Below are 18049 nucleotides of genomic sequence, written 5' to 3' on the forward strand. Positions count from 1 at the left end.
CCTTGTTCGATGTCAGTGATGCTCGCGCGTGGCGCGGAATGCGATCTCCGGCCAGCGCTCTTCCATCAGGCTGAGGTTGACGCGGGTCGGGGCCAGGTAGGTGAGGTGGCCGCCGCCGTCCACGGCGAGGTTCTCATAGGCCTTGTCCTTGAACTCCTTGAGCTTCTTCTCGTCGCTGCATTCGATCCAGCGCGCCGACCAGACGTTGATCGCCTCGTAGGCGCACTCCACCTTGTATTCCTCCTTCAGGCGGCTGGCGACCACGTCGAACTGCAGCACACCGACGGCGCCGAGCACGATGTCGTTGTTGCGCTCGGGGAAGAACACCTGGGTGGCGCCTTCCTCGGCCAGCTCCTGCAGGCCCTGGCGCAGCTGCTTGGATTTCAGCGGGTCTTTCAGGCGCACGCGGCGGAACAGTTCCGGGGCGAAGTGCGGGATGCCGGTGAAGCCCAGGTTCTCGCCTTCGGTGAAGGTGTCGCCGATCTGGATGGTGCCGTGGTTGTGCAGACCGATGATGTCGCCAGCGTAGGCTTCTTCCAGGTGCTCACGCTCGCTGGAGAAGAAGGTCAGGGCGTCGCCGACGCGCACGTCCTTGCCCAGGCGCGCGTGGCGCATCTTCATGCCCTGGGTGTACTTGCCCGAGCAGATGCGCATGAAGGCGATACGGTCGCGGTGTTTGGGGTCCATGTTCGCCTGGATCTTGAACACGAAGCCTGTGAACTTCTCCTCGGTCGGCTCCACAGTGCGCTCGTTGGCCGCACGTGGCAGTGGGCGCGGCGCCCAGTCGACCACGGCATCGAGTACATGGTCGACGCCGAAGTTGCCCAGTGCGGTGCCGAAGAACACCGGGGTCATCGTGCCCTTGAGGAAGGCTTCAGGTTCGAACGCATGGCAGGCGCCCTGCACCAGTTCCAGCTCGTCGACGAAGCGCTCGTACATGTCGCCGAGGTGGTTGCGGGCCTCGTCGGAATCCAGCTTCTCGATGATCTTGACTGCGGTGCGCTCGTGGCCGTGACCCGGGGTGTAGACGATGATGTAGTCGCCGGTCAGGTGGTAGACGCCCTTGAAGTCCTTGTAGCAGCCGATTGGCCAGGTGATCGGCGCGGCCTTGATGTTGAGCACCGCCTCGATCTCGTCGAGCAGCTCGATGGGATCGCGGATGTCGCGGTCGAGCTTGTTGATGAAGCTGACGATGGGCGTGTCGCGCAGGCGGCAGACGTCCATCAGGGCGATGGTGCGTGGCTCGACGCCCTTACCGCCATCGAGCACCATCAGTGCGCTGTCTACGGCGGTCAGGGTGCGGTAGGTATCCTCGGAGAAGTCTTCATGGCCGGGGGTGTCGAGCAGGTTGATCATGTGCTCGCGGTAGGGAAACTGCATCACCGAGGTGGTGATGGAGATACCGCGCTGCTTCTCCATCTCCATCCAGTCGGAAGTGGCATGACGGTCGGATTTACGCGACTTCACCGTGCCGGCAACCTCGATGGCCTTGCCCATAAGCAACAGCTTCTCGGTGATGGTGGTCTTACCGGCGTCCGGGTGGGAAATGATGGCGAAGGTACGGCGCTTGGCGACTTCGGCGGCCTGGGTGGTCATGAATATGTGCCTGGATGGAGTCGTTGAGGGTGCCATGGCACCCGTAAAACGCGGGATTATACCGATAACTGCGAGCTCTGGCGGAGAGCGGCTATCGGTTTTCAGATGGGTCGGTAGGTGATGCTGCCGGGCAGTGCCGCAGATGCGTAAATATCGCGTAAATGAATGGTTATGAAAATTATTCCCATATAGAGTGGCCGCCCGTCGCAGTGGGTCAGGGTAAGGGTGGCTCCGTCGTGTTCAAGAAAATCATCTTCCAGTTGCACTGGTTCTTCGGTATCAGCGCCGGCCTGGTGCTGGCCATCATGGGGATTACAGGCGCGCTCTACAGTTTCGAGGGCGAGATAACCCGGGCACTCAACGCCGAGCGCTGGCAGATTCATCCCAGCGCGCAGGGGCATCTCACGCCAGGCGAGCTGGCTGCGAAGATCGAGGCCGCTACCGCCGATCGCGTCACCGCACTGTGGGTCGATGGCCGCCATGACGGACCTGGCACCGCCTTTCTTTCTCCGCCACCGGGTGAGCGGCGTGGGCCGCGCATCGTGTTCGATCCCTACACCGGTGAAGTACTGGTCGAGCCCATGGGCCAGGACTTCTTCCAGTTGATGCTGATGTTGCACCGCTTTCTGTCGATGGGCGAAGTGGGCAAGCAGATCACCGCTGCCAGCACTCTGGCGCTGCTGTTCTTCTGTCTCTCCGGCCTCTATCTGCGTTGGCCGCGCAGGACGCTGAGCTGGCGCACCTGGCTGACCCTGGACTGGAAGAAGAAGGGACGTAGCTTCAATTGGGACCTGCACGCTGTAGCCGGCACCTGGGTGCTGCTGTTCTATCTCTGTGCCGGGCTCACCGGTCTGTACTGGTCCTATGACTGGTATCGCGAAGGGCTGACGCGCCTGCTCTCCGACACGCCACCCGAGCAGCGCGGCGAGCGTGGCCGCGGCGGTCGCCAGGCTCCCAGTGGCCCTGCACCGAAAGTCGACTACGACGCCGTATGGCAGAGCATCCAGCAGGCCGCCGGGCCCAAGCTGGTCGCCTGGAACCTGCGCCTGCCGCCAGTGGCGGGGCAGCCGGCGACGGTCTTCTACATACTCGATGGCGCCGAGCACGTGCGCGCTTTGAACCAGTTTCAGATCGACCCTAAAAGCGGCGAAGTCAGTCGCCACGAGCGCTACGCCGACAAGAGCTTCAAGGCGCAGTTGCTGACCAGTGTCTACGCGCTGCACGTTGGCGAGTACTTCGGTATGCCCGGGCGCATCCTGATGATGGTGGCCACGGCGGCTATGCCGCTGTTCTTCGTTACCGGCTGGCTGCTCTATCTGGATCGCCGGCGCAAGAAGCGCGCGGCGCTGGCTGCGCGCGGTGCGCTGAAAACGGATGATTCAGGCGAAGGCTGGTTGGTGGGTTTTGCCAGCCAGAGCGGCTTTGCCGAGCAACTGGCCTGGCAGAGCGCCGGGCAGTTGCAGGCTGCGGGTATCCCGGTGCGGGTCGAGCCGCTGTCGCGTCTCGATGCCGACAGCCTGCGGCAGACGCGCAAGGCACTGTTCGTGGTCAGCACCTTCGGTGACGGCGAGGCGCCGGACGCTGCGCAGGGTTTCGAGCGCAAGGTGCTGGGCGGCTCGCTGCCACTCGAACAACTGAGCTATGCCATGCTGGCCCTGGGCGACCGCCAGTACCAGCACTTCTGCGGCTTCGCTCGGCGTATCAACGACTGGCTGGGTTTGCAGGGCGCGCAGCGCCTGTTCGACAGCGTCGAGGTCGATGGCGTCGATCAGGCCGCGCTGCAGCGCTGGCAACAGCAGCTGAGCGAGCTGACCGGCGCTGCGCCGATTCGCTTCGAAGAGGCGCCCTGGCAAAGCTGGACGCTGGCCGAGCGGCGCCTGCTCAATCCTGGCAGCCAGGGCGCACCGGTGTTCTTCATCGGCCTGACGCCGCCTGCGCAGAGCACCTGGCAGGCCGGCGACATTCTGGAAATTCATCCACGGCATGCCTCTGCGCGCGTGCAGGCCTGGCTGCAGCACTCCGGCTGCGACGGCCTCGAGCCGGTGACGCTCGATGGTCAGGTGATGAGCCTGCGCGAAGCTCTCGCCGAACGCCAGTTACCGGAAAGCCTCGCGCACCTGGTCGGCCTGCATGCCCAGGCGCTGGTCGACGCCCTGGCGCCGCTGGGTACGCGGGAATACTCCATCGCCTCGGTGGCGGCCGATGGCATGCTGCAGTTGATCGTGCGTCAGGCCGTCCAGGCCGACGGCAGTCTTGGCCTCGGTTCCGGCTGGCTGACCGAGCATCTGCCTGCAGGCGGGCAACTGCTGGCGCGGGTGCGGCGCAACGGCGGCTTTCATCTGCCGGACGACGACCGCCCGCTGATCCTGATCGGCAACGGCACCGGCCTGGCCGGACTGCGCTCGCTGCTGCGCGCAAGGGCGCTGGCCGGGCAGGGGCGCAACTGGCTGCTGTTCGGCGAGCGCAACCGCGCTTGCGACTTCTTCTGTGGCGACGAGCTGCAGGCGGCGCATGCCGCAGGCGAGCTACAGCATCTGGATCTGGTGTTCTCCCGCGATCAGGCGGAGCAACGCTATGTTCAGGATCTGCTGCGTGAGCAGCGCGAGCGCCTGCGTGCCTGGCTGGGTGAAGGCGCAGCAATCTACGTCTGCGGCAGCCTTCAGGGCATGGCCGGCGGCGTCGATGCGGCGTTGCGCGACCTGCTCGGCGACGAGGTGGTGGACGATCTGATCGAGGAAGGCCGCTATCGCCGCGATGTCTATTGACCCCGAGCAAGCCGCGTCGCACGGGTATTAAGTTGCCGAAGTGATTTTTATATATGAGAATCATTCGCCTTAATCCTCTTGGGTAACCGCCATGACCGCCAGCCTGGCTCGCATCCTGATCGTCGAAGACGATCGCACCCTGGCCGTCCAGCTCGGCGAGCTGCTGCGCGGTCAGGGCTATGCCACCAGCGCCTGTCACCTCGGTGAGGCGGGCCTGGAGATGGCGCTGCGTGAGTCGCCCGATCTGCTGTTGCTCGACGTGATGCTGCCGGACGTCAACGGCTTTTCCGTGCTGCGCCGCCTGCGCGAGCAACAGCAGACGCCGGTGATCATGCTCACCGCCTGTGGCGCGGAGGAGGAGCGCATTCGCGGCCTGCGCCATGGTGCCGATGATTACCTGCCCAAGCCCTTCAACATCACCGAGCTGCAACTGCGCATCGACGCCGTGCTGCGCCGCACGCGTCCGCAGGAGAGTGCGCGCGGCGGCCAGGCGCAGCAGTTGCAGGTCGACGAACTGCACCTGGACCGCCACGCCCAGCAGGCGCGGGTCGCAGGCTGCGACCTGGCGCTGACGCCGTTGCAGTTCCGCCTGCTCTGGTTGCTGGTCAGTCATCGCGGTGAGGCGCTGAGCAAACCCTACCTGTACCGCATGGCGCTGGAGCGCGAGTACAGCCAGTACGACCGCAGCCTGGACATGCACGTCAGCCGCATCCGTCGCCGTCTGGCCGAGGCTGGCCTCGGCGCCGACCGCCTGCAGACCCTGCACGGTCGCGGTTACGCCTTCACATGAACCGGCGCCTGTTCTGGAAGCTGTGCCTGGTCATTGGCCTGGGCAGCGTGCTGCTGTTCTGGATCATCGCCCGCGTCGCCTGGCAGACCGAGGAGCGCATGAGCTTCATCGATGCCGAGCACCAGCGCACCCTGCGCCACTACGGCGAGCAGGCCGAGGCGATGTACCGCGCTGGCGATCATGAAGCCCTGGCGCGCTGGCTGACCACCCTGCAGCAGCAGGAACAGACCTGGGCGGCGGTGGTCGAGGCCGAGGTGCGGCCGTTGGCCGGCAGCGTGCTCAACGAGCGCTTCTACGAGGGTTTCGGCTTGGGCCGCGACGTGAGCTGGAAGATCCACCTGTACTTCCAGGAAAACCCCATCATGGATCTGCCGTTCGCCGACGGCAGAACCCATTTCCTGATCATTCTGCCGCAGCGCATGCGCCCCGGCCTCAATTGGCACTACGCCAAGCTGCTGCTGCAACTGGTGGTGCCGCTGGTGCTGATGCTGATCGTCTGCCTGGTGCTCTACCGCCATCTGATGCAGCCGCTCGGTCGTCTGGAGCAGGCCACCCGGCAGTTCAGCGATGGTCGCCTGGATGTGCGCGTGCGCTCGCTGCTGGGCTCGCGCAACGACGAGCTGGCGCGCCTGGCCGAAACCTTCGACGCCATGGCCGCGCGCACCGGGCAACTGATCATCGACCAGCGTCAGCGTCTCGCGGACATGTCCCACGAGCTGCGCACGCCGCTGACGCGCATCGAGATGGCGGTGAGCCTGGCCGAGCAGGATGGCGGCCAGCGCCAGTTGCTCGAACGTATCCGCGACGACTGCGCCGGCATGCGCCGTTTGGTCGAGGATGCCCTGACCCTGAGCTGGCTGGAGAACGAGCGACCCGAGCTGCGTGACGAGAACCTGGACCTGTCCGAACTGCTCGACAGCATCCTCGACGATGCGCGTTTCGAGTACCCGGATCGGCAGATTCTCTGCCAGATGCCCGACAGCGCGCCGCTGCATGGCAGCAGCAATCGGGCGCTGGGCCAGGCCATCGAGAACGTGGTGCGCAATGCGCTGGACCACACCCCGGCGCGCGGCCAGGTGCAGGTGAGCCTGAGCGAGGAGGGCGATGCCTGGTTGTTGCAAATTGCCGACCAGGGCCCGGGCGTCGCCGAGCAATGGCTGGAGCGCATCTTCCAGCCGTTCTTCCGTGGTGGCAGCGAGCGTGCCGGTTTCGGCCTTGGCTTGGCGCTGGCGCAGCGCCAGGTCAGTGCCACCGGCGGCAGCATTCGCGCGAGCAATCGCGCCGGCGGCGGCTTGCTGATGGAGATTCGCCTGCCACGCACGGCGATGTAACAGTTGTAAAAGTGATTCCCTGCTCAGGTGCTTGTGATGAGAATTCGCAAATGCGAAATATTCACATCTTTCCTGGGGAGGATCGATCATGCCGCACTGCCCTTATCGCCTGACTCTGCTCGGCGCCATTACCTTCGGTAGTCTGCTCGCCGCGCAGGCGCATGGCGCCGATGCCGCGCTGGAGTTGCAGGCGCAGGAGATCACCGCCGCTGCCATCGACCGCAACGAAAGCGTCGAGGCCGAGCAGCTGCAGCGCTACCAGGCCAGCGACCTGCAGGAAGTGTTCGAGTCCAATCCGGAGGTGTCGGTGGCCGGTGGCCCCGGCGTGGCGCAGAAGCTCTACCTGCGCGGCCTGGAAGACACCCTGCTGAACATCAGCATCGATGGCGCCAGCCAACCCGGGCAGACCTTCCACCACACCGGCCGCATCGGCATCGAGCCGGAGCTGCTCAAGCGCGCCGAAGTGCAGGCCGGCACTGGCGATGCCACTGCCGGGCCCGGTGCGCTGGGTGGCGCGATCCGCTTCGTCACCAAGGACCCGGACGACCTGCTGCGCGAAGGCGAGCAACTCGGTGCGCTGCTCAAGACCGGCTATTTCAGCAATGGCGAAGGCTACAAGAGCAGCGCCAGCGTGTTCGGTCGCTTCAATGAAAACTGGTCGGCGCTGGCCATGACCACCTACCAGGATCAGAACGACTTTGAGGACGGCAACAACGACGACGTGCTGGGGACGGCGGCACGGCAGAAGCTCGGCTTCGCCAAGCTGGTGGGCAAGCTGACGGACGAGCAGACCCTGCGCCTGAGCTACGAAAAGCGCATCGACGAGGGCGAGCGCAGTCAGCGCCCGCAGTGGATACCGAGCAGCTTCAACCGTCTGTATCCGCTGAGTACCGAACGTGAGACCTGGACGCTCAACTATGCCTGGCAGCCGGTGAACAACGATCTGCTGGATGTCGAGCTGACCACCTACCACGCCACCAACGAGCTGGAGCAGGACGGCCGCTTCGGTCTTTACTTCGGCGATACCCGCAGCACCGGCTTCGATCTGCGCAACACCAGTCGCCTCGGCGCGCACCAGCTGACCTATGGCGTCGACTACCGTGATGATCGCACCACCCTCGGTCCAGAAGGTGATCGCGAGCTGGATCACGAAGACGGCGAAGTGCTTGGCGTCTACCTGCAGGACCGCTACCAGATCACCTCGCGTCTGCAGCTCGACGCCGGCCTGCGTTACGACCGCTACAAGCTCGATGACCGCGACAAGCAGAACTTCACCGAGGAAGGCATCAGCCCCAACCTGGGGCTGCGCTACCAGTTGACACCCGAACTGGCCGTTTTCGCCGGCCAGGCGCGGGCACTGCGCGGCCCGCAGGTACGTGATGCCTTCAAGCTCGATGTGTCCGGCAACGACCCGGATCTGAAGGCGGAGAAGGCGCGTACCGACGAGGTCGGGTTCGACTACCGCGACGGTGGCTGGGAGCTGAGCGGCAAGGCCTACGTCACCCGGATCAAGGATGCCATCGCCGATCCCATCGGCCGGCCCAATCTGTATGAGAACGTCGGCGACCTGAAGAGCAAGGGTGTGCTGCTCAGCACCGCCTACCACTGGCAGCAGCTCAGCCTGGGCTTGAGCTACCACCGCAACGACGCGCGTCTGGATGGCGAGCGCCTCAACGTCTACGAATACAACGGTCTGGGCACCAGCCTCGGCGACACCTGGACCAGCTTCGCCGACTACCGCGCCAGCGATAACCTCACGCTCGGCTGGCAGGGCCGTTTCGTGCGCGGCATCGACACCCTGCATACCGGTGTCGGTGATGTGTCCAAGCCTGGCTATGGCGTGCATGACCTGTATGCCGAATGGCAGGCCGTGCCTGAGAGCCTGACGGTGACCCTGACGCTGAAGAACCTGCTGGACAAGCAGTATCTGGATCACGCCAGCAACGAGGACTTCGAGCACATTCCGGACTACGAAGGCATCCGTGGTTCCTACGAGCCAGGTCGTGAGCTGCGTCTGGGCCTGGCATGGCGAATCTGATGGTGCGGGTGATTACTGGCCTGCTGCTGGGGCTGGCGCTGCTGGCCCCGGTGCAGGCGCAGGTGTTGACCGATCTGGCCGGGCGTGAGGTGCGGGTGCCCGAGCGTGCCGAGCGCATCGTGTTGGGCGAGGGCCGTCTGCTGCCGGTGCTGGCCATTCTCGAAGGCGAGCAGTTGCTGGAGCGCCTGGTGGGCATGCCGGCCGATCTGGCGCTGGTCGATCCCGGCAGCGCGCGGCAATACCAGCAGGCCTTTCCCGCGCTGGCCAAGGTGCCGCGTATCGGCCAGGGCGCGGCCGATAGCTTCAGCCTGGAGCAGGTGCTGACCTTGCGCCCTGACCTGGCCATCTTCAGCCTTTCCGGGCATGGCCCGGACAGCAGCCAGGGGCGGCTGATCGAGCAATTGCAGCGCGCCGGAGTGGCGGTGCTGTTCGTCGACTTTCGCGAGCAGCCGCTGACGGGTACGCCGCGTAGCATGACCCTGCTCGGCCAGGCCCTGGGTCGCGAGGCGCGCGCCGAAGCCTTCAATGCGGCGCATGCCGAGGCGTTGGCTGCGGTGCGTGAGCGTTTGCCGCAAGGCGCCGCGCCCAAGGTGTTTCTGCATAGCCGCGCCGGCCTCGGCGAGGGTTGCTGCGAAAGCATGGCGCGTGGCATGTTCGCCGATCTGCTGGCCGAGGCCGGCGGCGACAATATCGCCCGCGAGCGCCTGCCCGGCCATGCCGGCACCCTCAGCCTGGAACTGCTGCTCAGCCAGCCGCCGGAGCTGTATATCGCCAGCGCTGTGGGCTCGGCCGACAGCCTGGCCGAGGGCGCGACCTATATCGCCCTGGGGCCGGGCGTGGCGGCGGATGCGGCGCAGGCCTCGCTCAGGCGCCTGCTTGGGCGTGGCGGTCTGCAGCATCTGAGCGCCGTGCGCGAGGGCAGGGCGCATGCCATCTGGCACGGCTTCTACAACAGCCCGTTCAACGTGGTGGCGGTGCAGGTATTCGCCAAGTGGCTGCATCCCGAAGCCTTTGCCGATCTCGATCCGCAGCGCACGCTGGAGCGCTTCTACGGTGAGTTCCAGCCAGTGGCGCTGGACGGCCAGTACTGGATCAGCCTGTGAGTGCGCAGCAGATGTTACGCCTCGGTTATCGGCGTGCCTTGCTGCGGCGCTGGGCCTGCCTGGGCGCGATGGCGGCGTTGCTGCTGGCCAGCTTTATCGCTGATCTGGCCACCGGCCCGGCTGGCCTGAGCTGGTGGGACGTGGCGCGTGGCCTGTTGCAGCCGCAGCATCTGGACGCCGCGCAGGCGGTGATCATCCTGGAAATCCGCGTGCCCTACGCGTTGATGGCATTGGTGGTGGGCGCCAGCCTGGGCCTGGCCGGCGCGGAGATGCAGACGGCACTGAACAATCCCCTGGCCAGCCCCTTTACCCTCGGCGTCGGCGCGGCGGCGACCCTCGGTGCAGCGTTGGTGATCCTGCTGCGGCCCAATCTGGCCGGGCTCGGCGCTGATCTGCTGTTGCCGCTGGCGGCCTTCGTCTGCGCCTTCATCTCTTGCCTGTTGCTGCTCCTGGTGGCGCGGGTGCTGGGGGAGGCGCTGCATACCCTGGTGCTGTTCGGTATCGCCCTGCTGTTCGGCCTCAATGCACTGGTCGGGCTGCTGCAGTTTCTCGCCGATGCCGATGCACTGCAGCAGATCGTGTTCTGGACGCTGGGCAGTCTGGCGCGTGCCGATCTGCAGCGGGTGGCGTTGGTGACGGTGGTGCTTGCCCTGTGCCTGACCCTGGCGCTGCGCCAGGCCTGGGCCATGACCAGCCTGCGCGGCGGTGAGGAGCAGGCGCGCAGCCTGGGCATTCGCGTCGGCCGCCTGCGCACCTTCGTGCTGCTACGGGTCAGCCTGCTCACCGGTGTGGCCACGGCCTTCGTCGGCGAGGTCGGCTTTATCGGTCTGGTCGGGCCGCATGTGGCGCGTCTGTTACTGGGCGAGGATCACCGCTTCTATTTGCCCGGCAGTGCGCTGGCTGGCGCCTTGCTGTTGTCGCTGGCGTCCCTTGCCAGCCGCGCGCTGCTGCCCGGGGTGATCCTGCCGGTGGGGCTGGTCACTGCGGTGGTCGGTGTGCCGCTGTTTATCGGCCTGATCCTGGCGCGGGGGCGCAGCCTATGAGCCTGCTGATCGAGGGGCTGGGGCTGAGCTATGGCGCGCGCAGCATCCTGCAGGACCTGACCCTGCCTGTCGTGGAAGCCGGCAGCCTGGTGGGCCTGCTCGGCCCGAACGGTGTCGGCAAGTCCTCGCTGTTGCGCGCTATTGCCGGTTTGCAGGCATGCCGAGGCGTGGCGCAGTTGGGGCCGTCGACACTGAGCGGTGTACCGCCCTGGCGCCAGCAGGCGCAGGTAGCCTACCTGCCGCAGCAATTGCCGCAGGCTGTGTCGCTGCTGGCCTATGAAAGTCTGCTGGCGGCGGCGCGGGCGCGTTGTCCACAACTTGCGTCGCACGAGCTGACTGCGCGGGTCGAAGCGATTCTGCAGCGCCTGGGCATCGAGCATCTGGCCCTGCTGCGCATGGATCGTCTGTCCGGCGGTCAGCGGCAACTGCTCGGCCTGGCGCAGGCGCTGGTCGGTGAACCGCAACTGTTGTTGCTCGACGAGCCCACCAGCGCGCTCGACCTGCACTGGCAACTGCGCGTGCTCGATTGCGTTGCCGAGCGCTGCCGTAACGAGCAGGCGATTGCCCTGGTGGCTTGTCATGATCTCAATCTGGCGCTGCGCTTCTGCACTCACCTGCTGTTGCTGGCGCCCGGCGGCGCTTACCGTTTCGGCGCACCCGCCGAGGTGCTGGACGCCGCCTGGCTGCGCCGCGCGTACGCCATTGAGGCGCGTATCGAACACTGCTCGCTCGGCCAGCCGTTGGTGCTGGCCGATAGCCCTCTGCTCAAGGAAGCCCCACCTCATGCCCAATAGCCATAGCCGTTTCCCCAGCAGCCAGGCGCCACGTCTGCTTGGCCGCCTGTGCAAGCACTTTTCGCACAAGATCGAGGCGCGCTGGAGCGAGCATGAGGGCCTGCTGCGTTTCTCCATCGGCGAGTGCGTGCTGCAGGCCGATGACCAGGCTTTGCATCTGGCCTGCACCGCGCCGAGCGCAGCCGAACTGGACGAGTTGCAGGAGGTGATCCGGCGCCATCTTCAGGGCTTCGCCCAGGTGGATGACTTGGTGCTGCAATGGCACTGAAACACGGCTGCGCCAAACTGGCTGAAAGCCCCGCCTGTTCAGCATTTCAGAACGTTTTGTGTGATATCCGGAACGAGATGAAATTAGGAAGAATTTCCGGTTGATCTGAGGGGCGCATGGTCTTAAAGTCCGCGCCCGAACGTCCATGCTGGAAACGATCCATCCGGCTCAAGTACTGACGACGAGAGGTTGCCGGCCGGCGAATGGTCGGTACCGGTGATGCTCGGCGACATGCCTTGGGAAGTAGGCGAACCAAAGTGGGGAAACTGTCAGACGTTCAGGCCAGCGCATGGCGCGGCCAGCCCCGACACGTAGCGGAACCTGTAAGCGGTTCTGCTGCCCGAATCAATGTGTTCCCGGTTTTGCCATTGGAGTCCCCAGCATGTCGATCAAGGTCGAAGACTACTACGCACCCGCCACTTTCCAGCGCATGAAGGCGTTCGCCGATCAGCACGAAACCCCGTTCGTGGTGATCGACCGTCAGATCATTGCCGATGCCTACGATCAACTGGGCAACTGCTTCCCGTTCGCCAAGATCTACTACGCGGTCAAGGCCAACCCGGCCACCGAGATCATCGAGCTGCTGCGCGACAAGGGCTCGAGCTTCGACATCGCCTCGATCTACGAGCTGGACAAGGTGATGGCCACCGGCGTTGGACCGGAGCGCATCAGCTACGGCAACACCATCAAGAAATCCCGCGATATCCGCTATTTCTTCGACAAGGGTGTGCGCCTGTTCGCCACCGACTCCGAAGCCGACCTGCGCAACATCGCCAAGGCCGCGCCGGGTTCGAAGATCTATGTACGCATTCTCACCGAAGGCTCGACCAGCGCCGACTGGCCGCTAAGCCGCAAGTTCGGCTGCCAGCCGGACATGGCCCTGGACCTGCTGATCCTGGCCAAGCAACTGGGCCTGGTGCCGTATGGCATTTCCTTCCATGTCGGCTCGCAGCAGCGCGACATTGACGTGTGGGACGCGGCCATCGCCAAGGTCAAGGTGATCTTCGAGCGCCTCAAGGAAGAAGACGGTATCACCCTGCAGATGATCAACATGGGCGGCGGCTTCCCGGCCAACTACATCCAGCGCACCAATGATCTGGAAACCTACGCCGAGGAAATCACCCGCTTCCTCAAGGAAGACTTCGGCGACGAGCTGCCGGAAATCATCCTCGAGCCAGGCCGTTCGCTGATCGCCAACGCCGGCGTACTGGTTTCGGAAGTGGTACTGGTTGCACGCAAGTCGCGTACCGCGGTCGAGCGCTGGGTCTATGCCGACGTCGGCAAGTTCAGCGGCCTGATCGAAACCATGGACGAAGCCATCAAGTTCCCGATCTGGACCGAGAAGAAGGGCGAGATGGAAGAAGTGGTGATCGCCGGGCCGACCTGCGACAGCGCCGACATTATGTACGAGAACTACAAGTACGGCCTGCCGCTGAACCTGGCCAGCGGCGACCGACTGTACTGGCTGTCCACCGGCGCCTACACCACCAGCTACAGCGCCGTGGAATTCAACGGCTTCCCGCCGCTGAAGTCCTACTACCTGTAAGGCGCTGCGAGCCTTAACCGTAGCCAGAGGCCATCCCGCGTAGGGTGCGCCGTGCGCACCGCCTTGTAGTGCTGGTGCGTGCGGCGCACCCTACAGGCGCTATGCCTGCCATGCTGCGTGATAGACGCCCACCTCGTGTGGGCGTTTTCATTTCTGCCCCGAGTCCCTCATTTGCGCTGAATCACCGACCTAGATCGCTCCATTTGGAACAGGGAAAAGGTCCTGACATTTTTGTTACAAAGAAGTTCATGTAAATCATTCGTAATGATTGATTAAGATTGAATCTCAAATACTATCGCGCGCAGTTTTCATCTGGAGTGACTCTCGTGAGCGATAAACACAACAAGCGTGCACCTTTCCCCCAGCGTCGTCTGCTGGCCTCGGCCGTCAGCCTGGCCCTGCTATCCGGTTTCGCCGTAGCCCAGGAGGCGGCTGTCGAACTGGACGACGTAACCGTTCAGGGGCAGCAGGACAAGGGCTTCAAGGTCGACAAGGCATCTTCGCCGAAACAAACCGCTGCACTGCTCGATACACCGCAGACGGTCAACGTCATTCCGGAAACCCTGTTCCGTCAGCAGAACGCTCGCACTCTGACCGATGTGCTGCGCAATACTCCCGGGATCAGCTTCGAGGCTGGCGAGAACGGTTTCGCTACCGGCACCAACAACTTTAGCCTGCGTGGTTTCAACACCAGCGGCAGCCTGTTCATCGACGGTGCGCGTGACAACGGCAGCTACACCCGCGACGTGTTCAACGTCGAGCAGGTCGAGGTGTTCAAGGGGCCGGCAGCCGACAATGGCCGCGGTGGCGCCGGTGGTTACGTCAATCAGGTGACCAAGACGCCGACCCTGGAAAGCTTCATCGCCGGTGGCGCCAGCTTCGGCTTTGATCAGTACGACTCTGAGCCGCGCCGCCGTGCCACGCTCGACACCAACCAGATCATCAACGACAGCAGCGCTTTCCGTCTCAACCTGTTGGTCGAAGACAGCGGCGTTGCGGGTCGTGAGCACGCCGAGAAGAACAGCTGGGGTATCGCCCCGTCGGTGGCCTTCGGTCTGGGTACCGACACTCGCGCCATCGTCGCTTACGAGCACGTCGAGATGAACGATCGCCCGGATCTGGGTGTGGCCGGCGTGACCCTGCGTGACCAGCTCAAGGGTGCCAACACCCCGCTCGATTCCTCGGTGTGGTCGGCCGATCGCGACAAGTACTTCGGTCTCAAGTCCGACTTCGACGACACCACCAGCGATGCGCTGATGTTCCGCCTCGAGCATGATCTTTCCGCTGGCGTCACCATCAGCAACCAGACGCGTCTGGCCCGCGTTGATCGCCAGGCGCGCTACACCCACGTACTGGATGACGACAACAACGCCAATGCTGCGCTGGTCAACGTACAGCGTCAGCAGTATGACCGCGTCAACACGTCGCTGAGCAACTTGACCAACCTGTCCACTCAGTTCGATACCGCCGGGCTGCGCCACAACCTGTCGGCTGGGCTCGAACTGAGTCGCGAGAAATCCGAGTCGCTGGGTTATCAATCGCAGACGCTGCCGGGGCTGGTCAACGTCTTCAACCCAGACTGGGAACGCAGTGTGCCGGCCGCTCTGGCCCCGCGTGATCGCACCAAGGTCGACGTCGATACCGCCGCGCTCTATGTCTACGACACCATCGAGATCAACCCACAGTGGCAGGTGACCGGTGGTCTGCGCCTGGAGCAGTACCAGGCGAGTATCAGCAACAAGCGTCTGGATGGCGCTGCTGCACCGGGTGATGACTTCGACGACACCGAGCTGAGCCTCGGCGGCAAGCTGGGCGTGGTGTACAAGCCCCTGCCCAACGGCAGCGTCTACGCGGCCTACGGTGTGTCCACCCAGCCGCCGGGTTCCTACCTGTCCAACTCGGATATCTCCCGTAGCGACCAGGGGTTGCCGGCGTTGATCAAGGGCGCCGATCCGGTGCGTGCGCACAACTATGAGATCGGTACCAAGTGGGACTTCTTCGACAGCCGCCTGTCCACCACTGCCGCGCTGTTCTACACGGTGAAGAAGAAGGTGGCGATCACCGGTCTTGACGTTGGTCAGACCGGACCTGCCACGCTCAAAGGCTATGGCGAGCAAGTGGTCAAAGGCCTGGAACTGGGCGCCAGTGGCAAGATCACCGACAACTGGGATGTCTTCGGCGGCATCGTGTTCATGGACAGCGAGCGCAAGCACAGCGCCTATCTGGATGACGTACGTCGTCGTGCCAACAGTGGCGACTACGGCAGTGAGCTGCGCACCGATGGTGACGAGCTGGCCTTCACGCCCAAGGTCTCCGGCAACCTGTGGACGACCTACCGCCTGCCCGTCGGCCTGACCCTGGGCCTGGGTGCCCAGCACGTTGGTTCGTCCTACCTGGGGCGTCCGGATGACGTCGAGCGTATTGTCGCCAATGGTCGCTACGGGCGTGTGCCGAGCTACACCACCTTCGCCGCGATGGCCAGCTATGAGGTCAATGCCAATGTGGATGTGCGCCTGAACATCGACAACCTCACCAATGAAGAATACGTCAGCTCAGCCAACTGGCAGGGCCGCCGTGCATTGCTGGGTGATCCGCGTACCTTCACCCTGAGCACCAACTTCCACTTCTAAGCACGCTTGAGTGTCAGACGCCCTGATTGCCACGCAGTCGGGGTGTTTTCATTTTGGTGGCGACAGCAGATCGGACTTCTTTCCGGGTGCTGCAGCCCTTTAGAATCATTCGCAACGGCGATTGGCCCTGGAGAACCCGTAACATGATGCTGAGCATTCCCGACGTGCTGAATGCCGAACAACTGCAGCAGTGCCGCGCCGCGCTGGAAGGCGGCAACTGGCAGGACGGCCGACTGACGGCTGGGCACCAGGCGGTAAACGTCAAGGCCAATCAACAGCTTGCTCAGGATGACCCGCTGACGCAGCAACTGGGCGATTTCATCCTGGCCTGCCTGGCCCAGCATCCGCGTTTCATGGCTGCCGCGTTGCCGCTGAAAGTGGTACCGCCGCGCTTCAACCGCTATGCCGGGGGTGGCACCTACGGCGACCATATCGACAATGCGGTATTCAGCGTGCCGGGCACGCCGCATCGCATTCGTGCCGACCTGTCGGCCACCCTGTTCTTCAGCGAACCGGACGAGTACGAAGGCGGTGAACTGGTGGTGCAGGACCAGCGCATCAAACTGCCGGCCGGCCATCTGGTTCTCTATTCCAGCGGCAGCCTGCATCGGGTCGAACCTGTGACCCGTGGTGCGCGTTTGGCCTCGTTCTTCTGGGTGCAGAGCCTGGTGCGCCAGAACGAGCAGCGCAGTGTGCTGCTGGAACTCGACGACAGCATCCAGGCGCTGCGCCAACAGGTGCCGGACAGCCCCGAACTGATACGGCTGACGGGCATCTACCACAACCTGCTGAGGCAATGGACGCAGACCTGAGCGCTCGATCCATCACCCTGCGTTGTCCTCCACGCACCGACCCGCCGAGAAACAGCATGCCATTGCCCAAGCTGCAGCAGATTCCGCCGACCATCGCCGCCGTCGTCGACTACGAGCCCTATGCCCGCGAACGCATGAGCGAACAGGCATGGGCCTACCTGGCCGGCGGCGCGGCGGATGAGCTGACCCTGGCGGACAACCGGACGGCGTTCGAGCGTCTGCGTCTGCGTAGCCGGGTGCTGCAGGACCTGAGCGGCGGCAATACGCGCCTGCGTCTGTTAGGCCAGGATTTCGCCCATCCGGTCTTTCTCGCGCCGGTGGCCTATCAGAAGCTGGCGCACCCGGAGGGGGAGCTGGCCAGCGTGCTCGCGGCTTCTGCGCTGGGCGCCGGCATGGTGGTCAGCACCCAGGCCAGCGTCGAGCTGGAGGCCATCGCGGTGCAGGCGCAGACACCGCTGTGGTTCCAGCTGTATATCCAGCCTGATCGCGAGTTCACTGCGGCCTTGATCCGCCGTGCACAAAGTGCCGGCTACCAGGCGCTGGTGCTGACGGTGGATGCCCCGGTCAACGGCGTGCGCAATCGCGAGCAGCGCGCCGGTTTCGCCCTGCCGGCGGGTGTCGAGGCGGTCAATTTGCGAGGGGTGCGACCCTTGCAGGCGCAGGTCGACCCGCAGAACAGCAGCCTGCTGTTGGGCGGCCCGTTGCTGGCAGCGGCACCGACCTGGGACGACCTCACCTGGCTGCGCGAGCAGACGCGTTTGCCCATTCTGCTCAAGGGCATCATGAGCGCCGTCGATGCCGAACAGGCGCTGGCGGCGGGCGTGGATGGCCTGATCGTCTCCAACCATGGCGGGCGTACGCTGGACGGCCTGCCGGCTACCATCGACGTGCTGCCCGAAATCGCCGTTGCTGTGCAGGACAGGGTGCCGCTATTGCTCGACGGAGGCATTCGCCGTGGCAGCGATATCCTCAAGGCGCTGGCGTTGGGAGCGGATGCCGTGCTGGTCGGCAGGCCCTACGTTTTTGGCTTGGCAGCGGCCGGCGCGGTCGGGGTAGCGCACGTGCTGCAGCTGCTGCGCGCGGAGCTGGAGGTGGCCATGGCCCTGACCGGTTGCGCCGACCTGGCCAGCATCGGGCCGGATGTAATCTGGCGCTCGGCCGCTCGCTAAGCGGCCTTTCCTCCTCTTCGGCGCGGTTGGCGGCAGAGGACTTGGCGCACAAACGAGCGTGCTGAAGATCTCAGAGAGCAATTTTATTGCTGATTATTTCATGCGGATGATATAGATTTGCATTTGTATGTAGGCGTTTGATCGCCCTGCGTTAGAAGCTACTC

The 18049-nt window shown here is 64.4% G+C and carries 13 protein-coding genes; 12 read left to right on the forward strand and 1 reads right to left on the reverse strand.

Going from position 1 to position 18049, the window contains the following annotated elements; translation table 11 throughout:
• Positions 1–12 precede the first annotated feature (12 nt).
• Positions 13–1596: a peptide chain release factor 3 gene (locus tag BM186_RS21910; protein WP_074918370.1), complete on the reverse strand. Its 1584-nt coding sequence runs from the start codon at positions 1594–1596 to the stop codon at positions 13–15.
• 236 nt (positions 1597–1832) lie between these two features.
• On the opposite strand from BM186_RS21910, the gene BM186_RS21915 reads away from it, so the two are divergent.
• The 12 genes from BM186_RS21915 (at position 1833) to BM186_RS21970 (ending at position 17885) form a co-directional block, all read left to right on the forward strand.
• Positions 1833–4361: a PepSY domain-containing protein gene (locus tag BM186_RS21915; protein ID WP_193832071.1), complete on the forward strand. Its 2529-nt coding sequence runs from the start codon at positions 1833–1835 to the stop codon at positions 4359–4361.
• Positions 4362–4452: 91 nt separating this feature from the next.
• On the forward strand, positions 4453–5151 hold the full coding sequence (locus BM186_RS21920) for a response regulator transcription factor (protein WP_074918373.1): 699 nt from the start codon (positions 4453–4455) through the stop codon (positions 5149–5151).
• Complete coding sequence (locus BM186_RS21925; RefSeq protein ID WP_074918375.1) at positions 5148–6482, forward strand: sensor histidine kinase; 1335 nt, start codon at positions 5148–5150, stop codon at positions 6480–6482. The genes BM186_RS21920 and BM186_RS21925 overlap by 4 nt, the downstream gene beginning before the upstream one ends.
• 88 nt (positions 6483–6570) lie before the next feature.
• On the forward strand, positions 6571–8520 hold the full coding sequence (locus BM186_RS21930) for a TonB-dependent receptor domain-containing protein (protein WP_074918376.1): 1950 nt from the start codon (positions 6571–6573) through the stop codon (positions 8518–8520).
• On the forward strand, positions 8508–9623 hold the full coding sequence (locus BM186_RS21935; RefSeq protein WP_074918378.1) for an ABC transporter substrate-binding protein: 1116 nt from the start codon (positions 8508–8510) through the stop codon (positions 9621–9623). Before BM186_RS21930 ends, BM186_RS21935 begins: the two co-directional genes overlap by 13 nt.
• A gap of 11 nt (positions 9624–9634) precedes the next feature.
• Entirely contained in the window at positions 9635–10666 is a 1032-nt protein-coding gene (locus BM186_RS21940) for a FecCD family ABC transporter permease (RefSeq protein WP_074918503.1), read from the forward strand.
• Positions 10663–11460, forward strand: a complete 798-nt coding sequence (locus tag BM186_RS21945; RefSeq protein ID WP_074918380.1) for an ABC transporter ATP-binding protein — start codon at positions 10663–10665, stop codon at positions 11458–11460. Before BM186_RS21940 ends, BM186_RS21945 begins: the two co-directional genes overlap by 4 nt.
• Positions 11450–11728, forward strand: coding sequence for a DUF2218 domain-containing protein (locus BM186_RS21950; protein ID WP_074918382.1), 279 nt, complete (start codon positions 11450–11452; stop codon positions 11726–11728). Before BM186_RS21945 ends, BM186_RS21950 begins: the two co-directional genes overlap by 11 nt.
• 382 nt (positions 11729–12110) lie before the next feature.
• Positions 12111–13274: a type III PLP-dependent enzyme gene (locus BM186_RS21955; protein ID WP_017678861.1), complete on the forward strand. Its 1164-nt coding sequence runs from the start codon at positions 12111–12113 to the stop codon at positions 13272–13274.
• Positions 13275–13600: 326 nt separating this feature from the next.
• Positions 13601–15904 carry a TonB-dependent receptor gene (locus tag BM186_RS21960; RefSeq protein WP_074918384.1) on the forward strand — a complete coding sequence of 768 codons (2304 nt, stop codon included), beginning with the start codon at positions 13601–13603 and terminating at the stop codon, positions 15902–15904.
• Between the two features lie 143 nt (positions 15905–16047).
• Positions 16048–16716, forward strand: a complete 669-nt coding sequence (locus BM186_RS21965; RefSeq protein ID WP_074918386.1) for a Fe2+-dependent dioxygenase — start codon at positions 16048–16050, stop codon at positions 16714–16716.
• A gap of 56 nt (positions 16717–16772) precedes the next feature.
• Entirely contained in the window at positions 16773–17885 is a 1113-nt protein-coding gene (locus tag BM186_RS21970) for an alpha-hydroxy acid oxidase (RefSeq protein ID WP_074918388.1), read from the forward strand.
• Positions 17886–18049 lie beyond the last annotated feature (164 nt).

The organism is Ectopseudomonas toyotomiensis (genome assembly GCF_900115695.1).
Taxonomy (GTDB): Bacteria; Pseudomonadota; Gammaproteobacteria; order Pseudomonadales; family Pseudomonadaceae; genus Aquipseudomonas; species Aquipseudomonas toyotomiensis.

Coding starts and splice junctions, on each gene's coding strand:
- BM186_RS21910 (WP_074918370.1), bottom strand. CDS start 1,596: ATGACCACCCAGGCCGCCGAAGTCGCCAAGCGCCGTACCTTCGCCATC.
- BM186_RS21920 (WP_074918373.1), top strand. CDS start 4,453: ATGACCGCCAGCCTGGCTCGCATCCTGATCGTCGAAGACGATCGCACC.
- BM186_RS21925 (WP_074918375.1), top strand. CDS start 5,148: ATGAACCGGCGCCTGTTCTGGAAGCTGTGCCTGGTCATTGGCCTGGGC.
- BM186_RS21930 (WP_074918376.1), top strand. CDS start 6,571: ATGCCGCACTGCCCTTATCGCCTGACTCTGCTCGGCGCCATTACCTTC.
- BM186_RS21935 (WP_074918378.1), top strand. CDS start 8,508: ATGGCGAATCTGATGGTGCGGGTGATTACTGGCCTGCTGCTGGGGCTG.
- BM186_RS21940 (WP_074918503.1), top strand. CDS start 9,635: ATGTTACGCCTCGGTTATCGGCGTGCCTTGCTGCGGCGCTGGGCCTGC.
- BM186_RS21945 (WP_074918380.1), top strand. CDS start 10,663: ATGAGCCTGCTGATCGAGGGGCTGGGGCTGAGCTATGGCGCGCGCAGC.
- BM186_RS21950 (WP_074918382.1), top strand. CDS start 11,450: ATGCCCAATAGCCATAGCCGTTTCCCCAGCAGCCAGGCGCCACGTCTG.
- BM186_RS21955 (WP_017678861.1), top strand. CDS start 12,111: ATGTCGATCAAGGTCGAAGACTACTACGCACCCGCCACTTTCCAGCGC.
- BM186_RS21965 (WP_074918386.1), top strand. CDS start 16,048: ATGATGCTGAGCATTCCCGACGTGCTGAATGCCGAACAACTGCAGCAG.
- BM186_RS21970 (WP_074918388.1), top strand. CDS start 16,773: ATGCCATTGCCCAAGCTGCAGCAGATTCCGCCGACCATCGCCGCCGTC.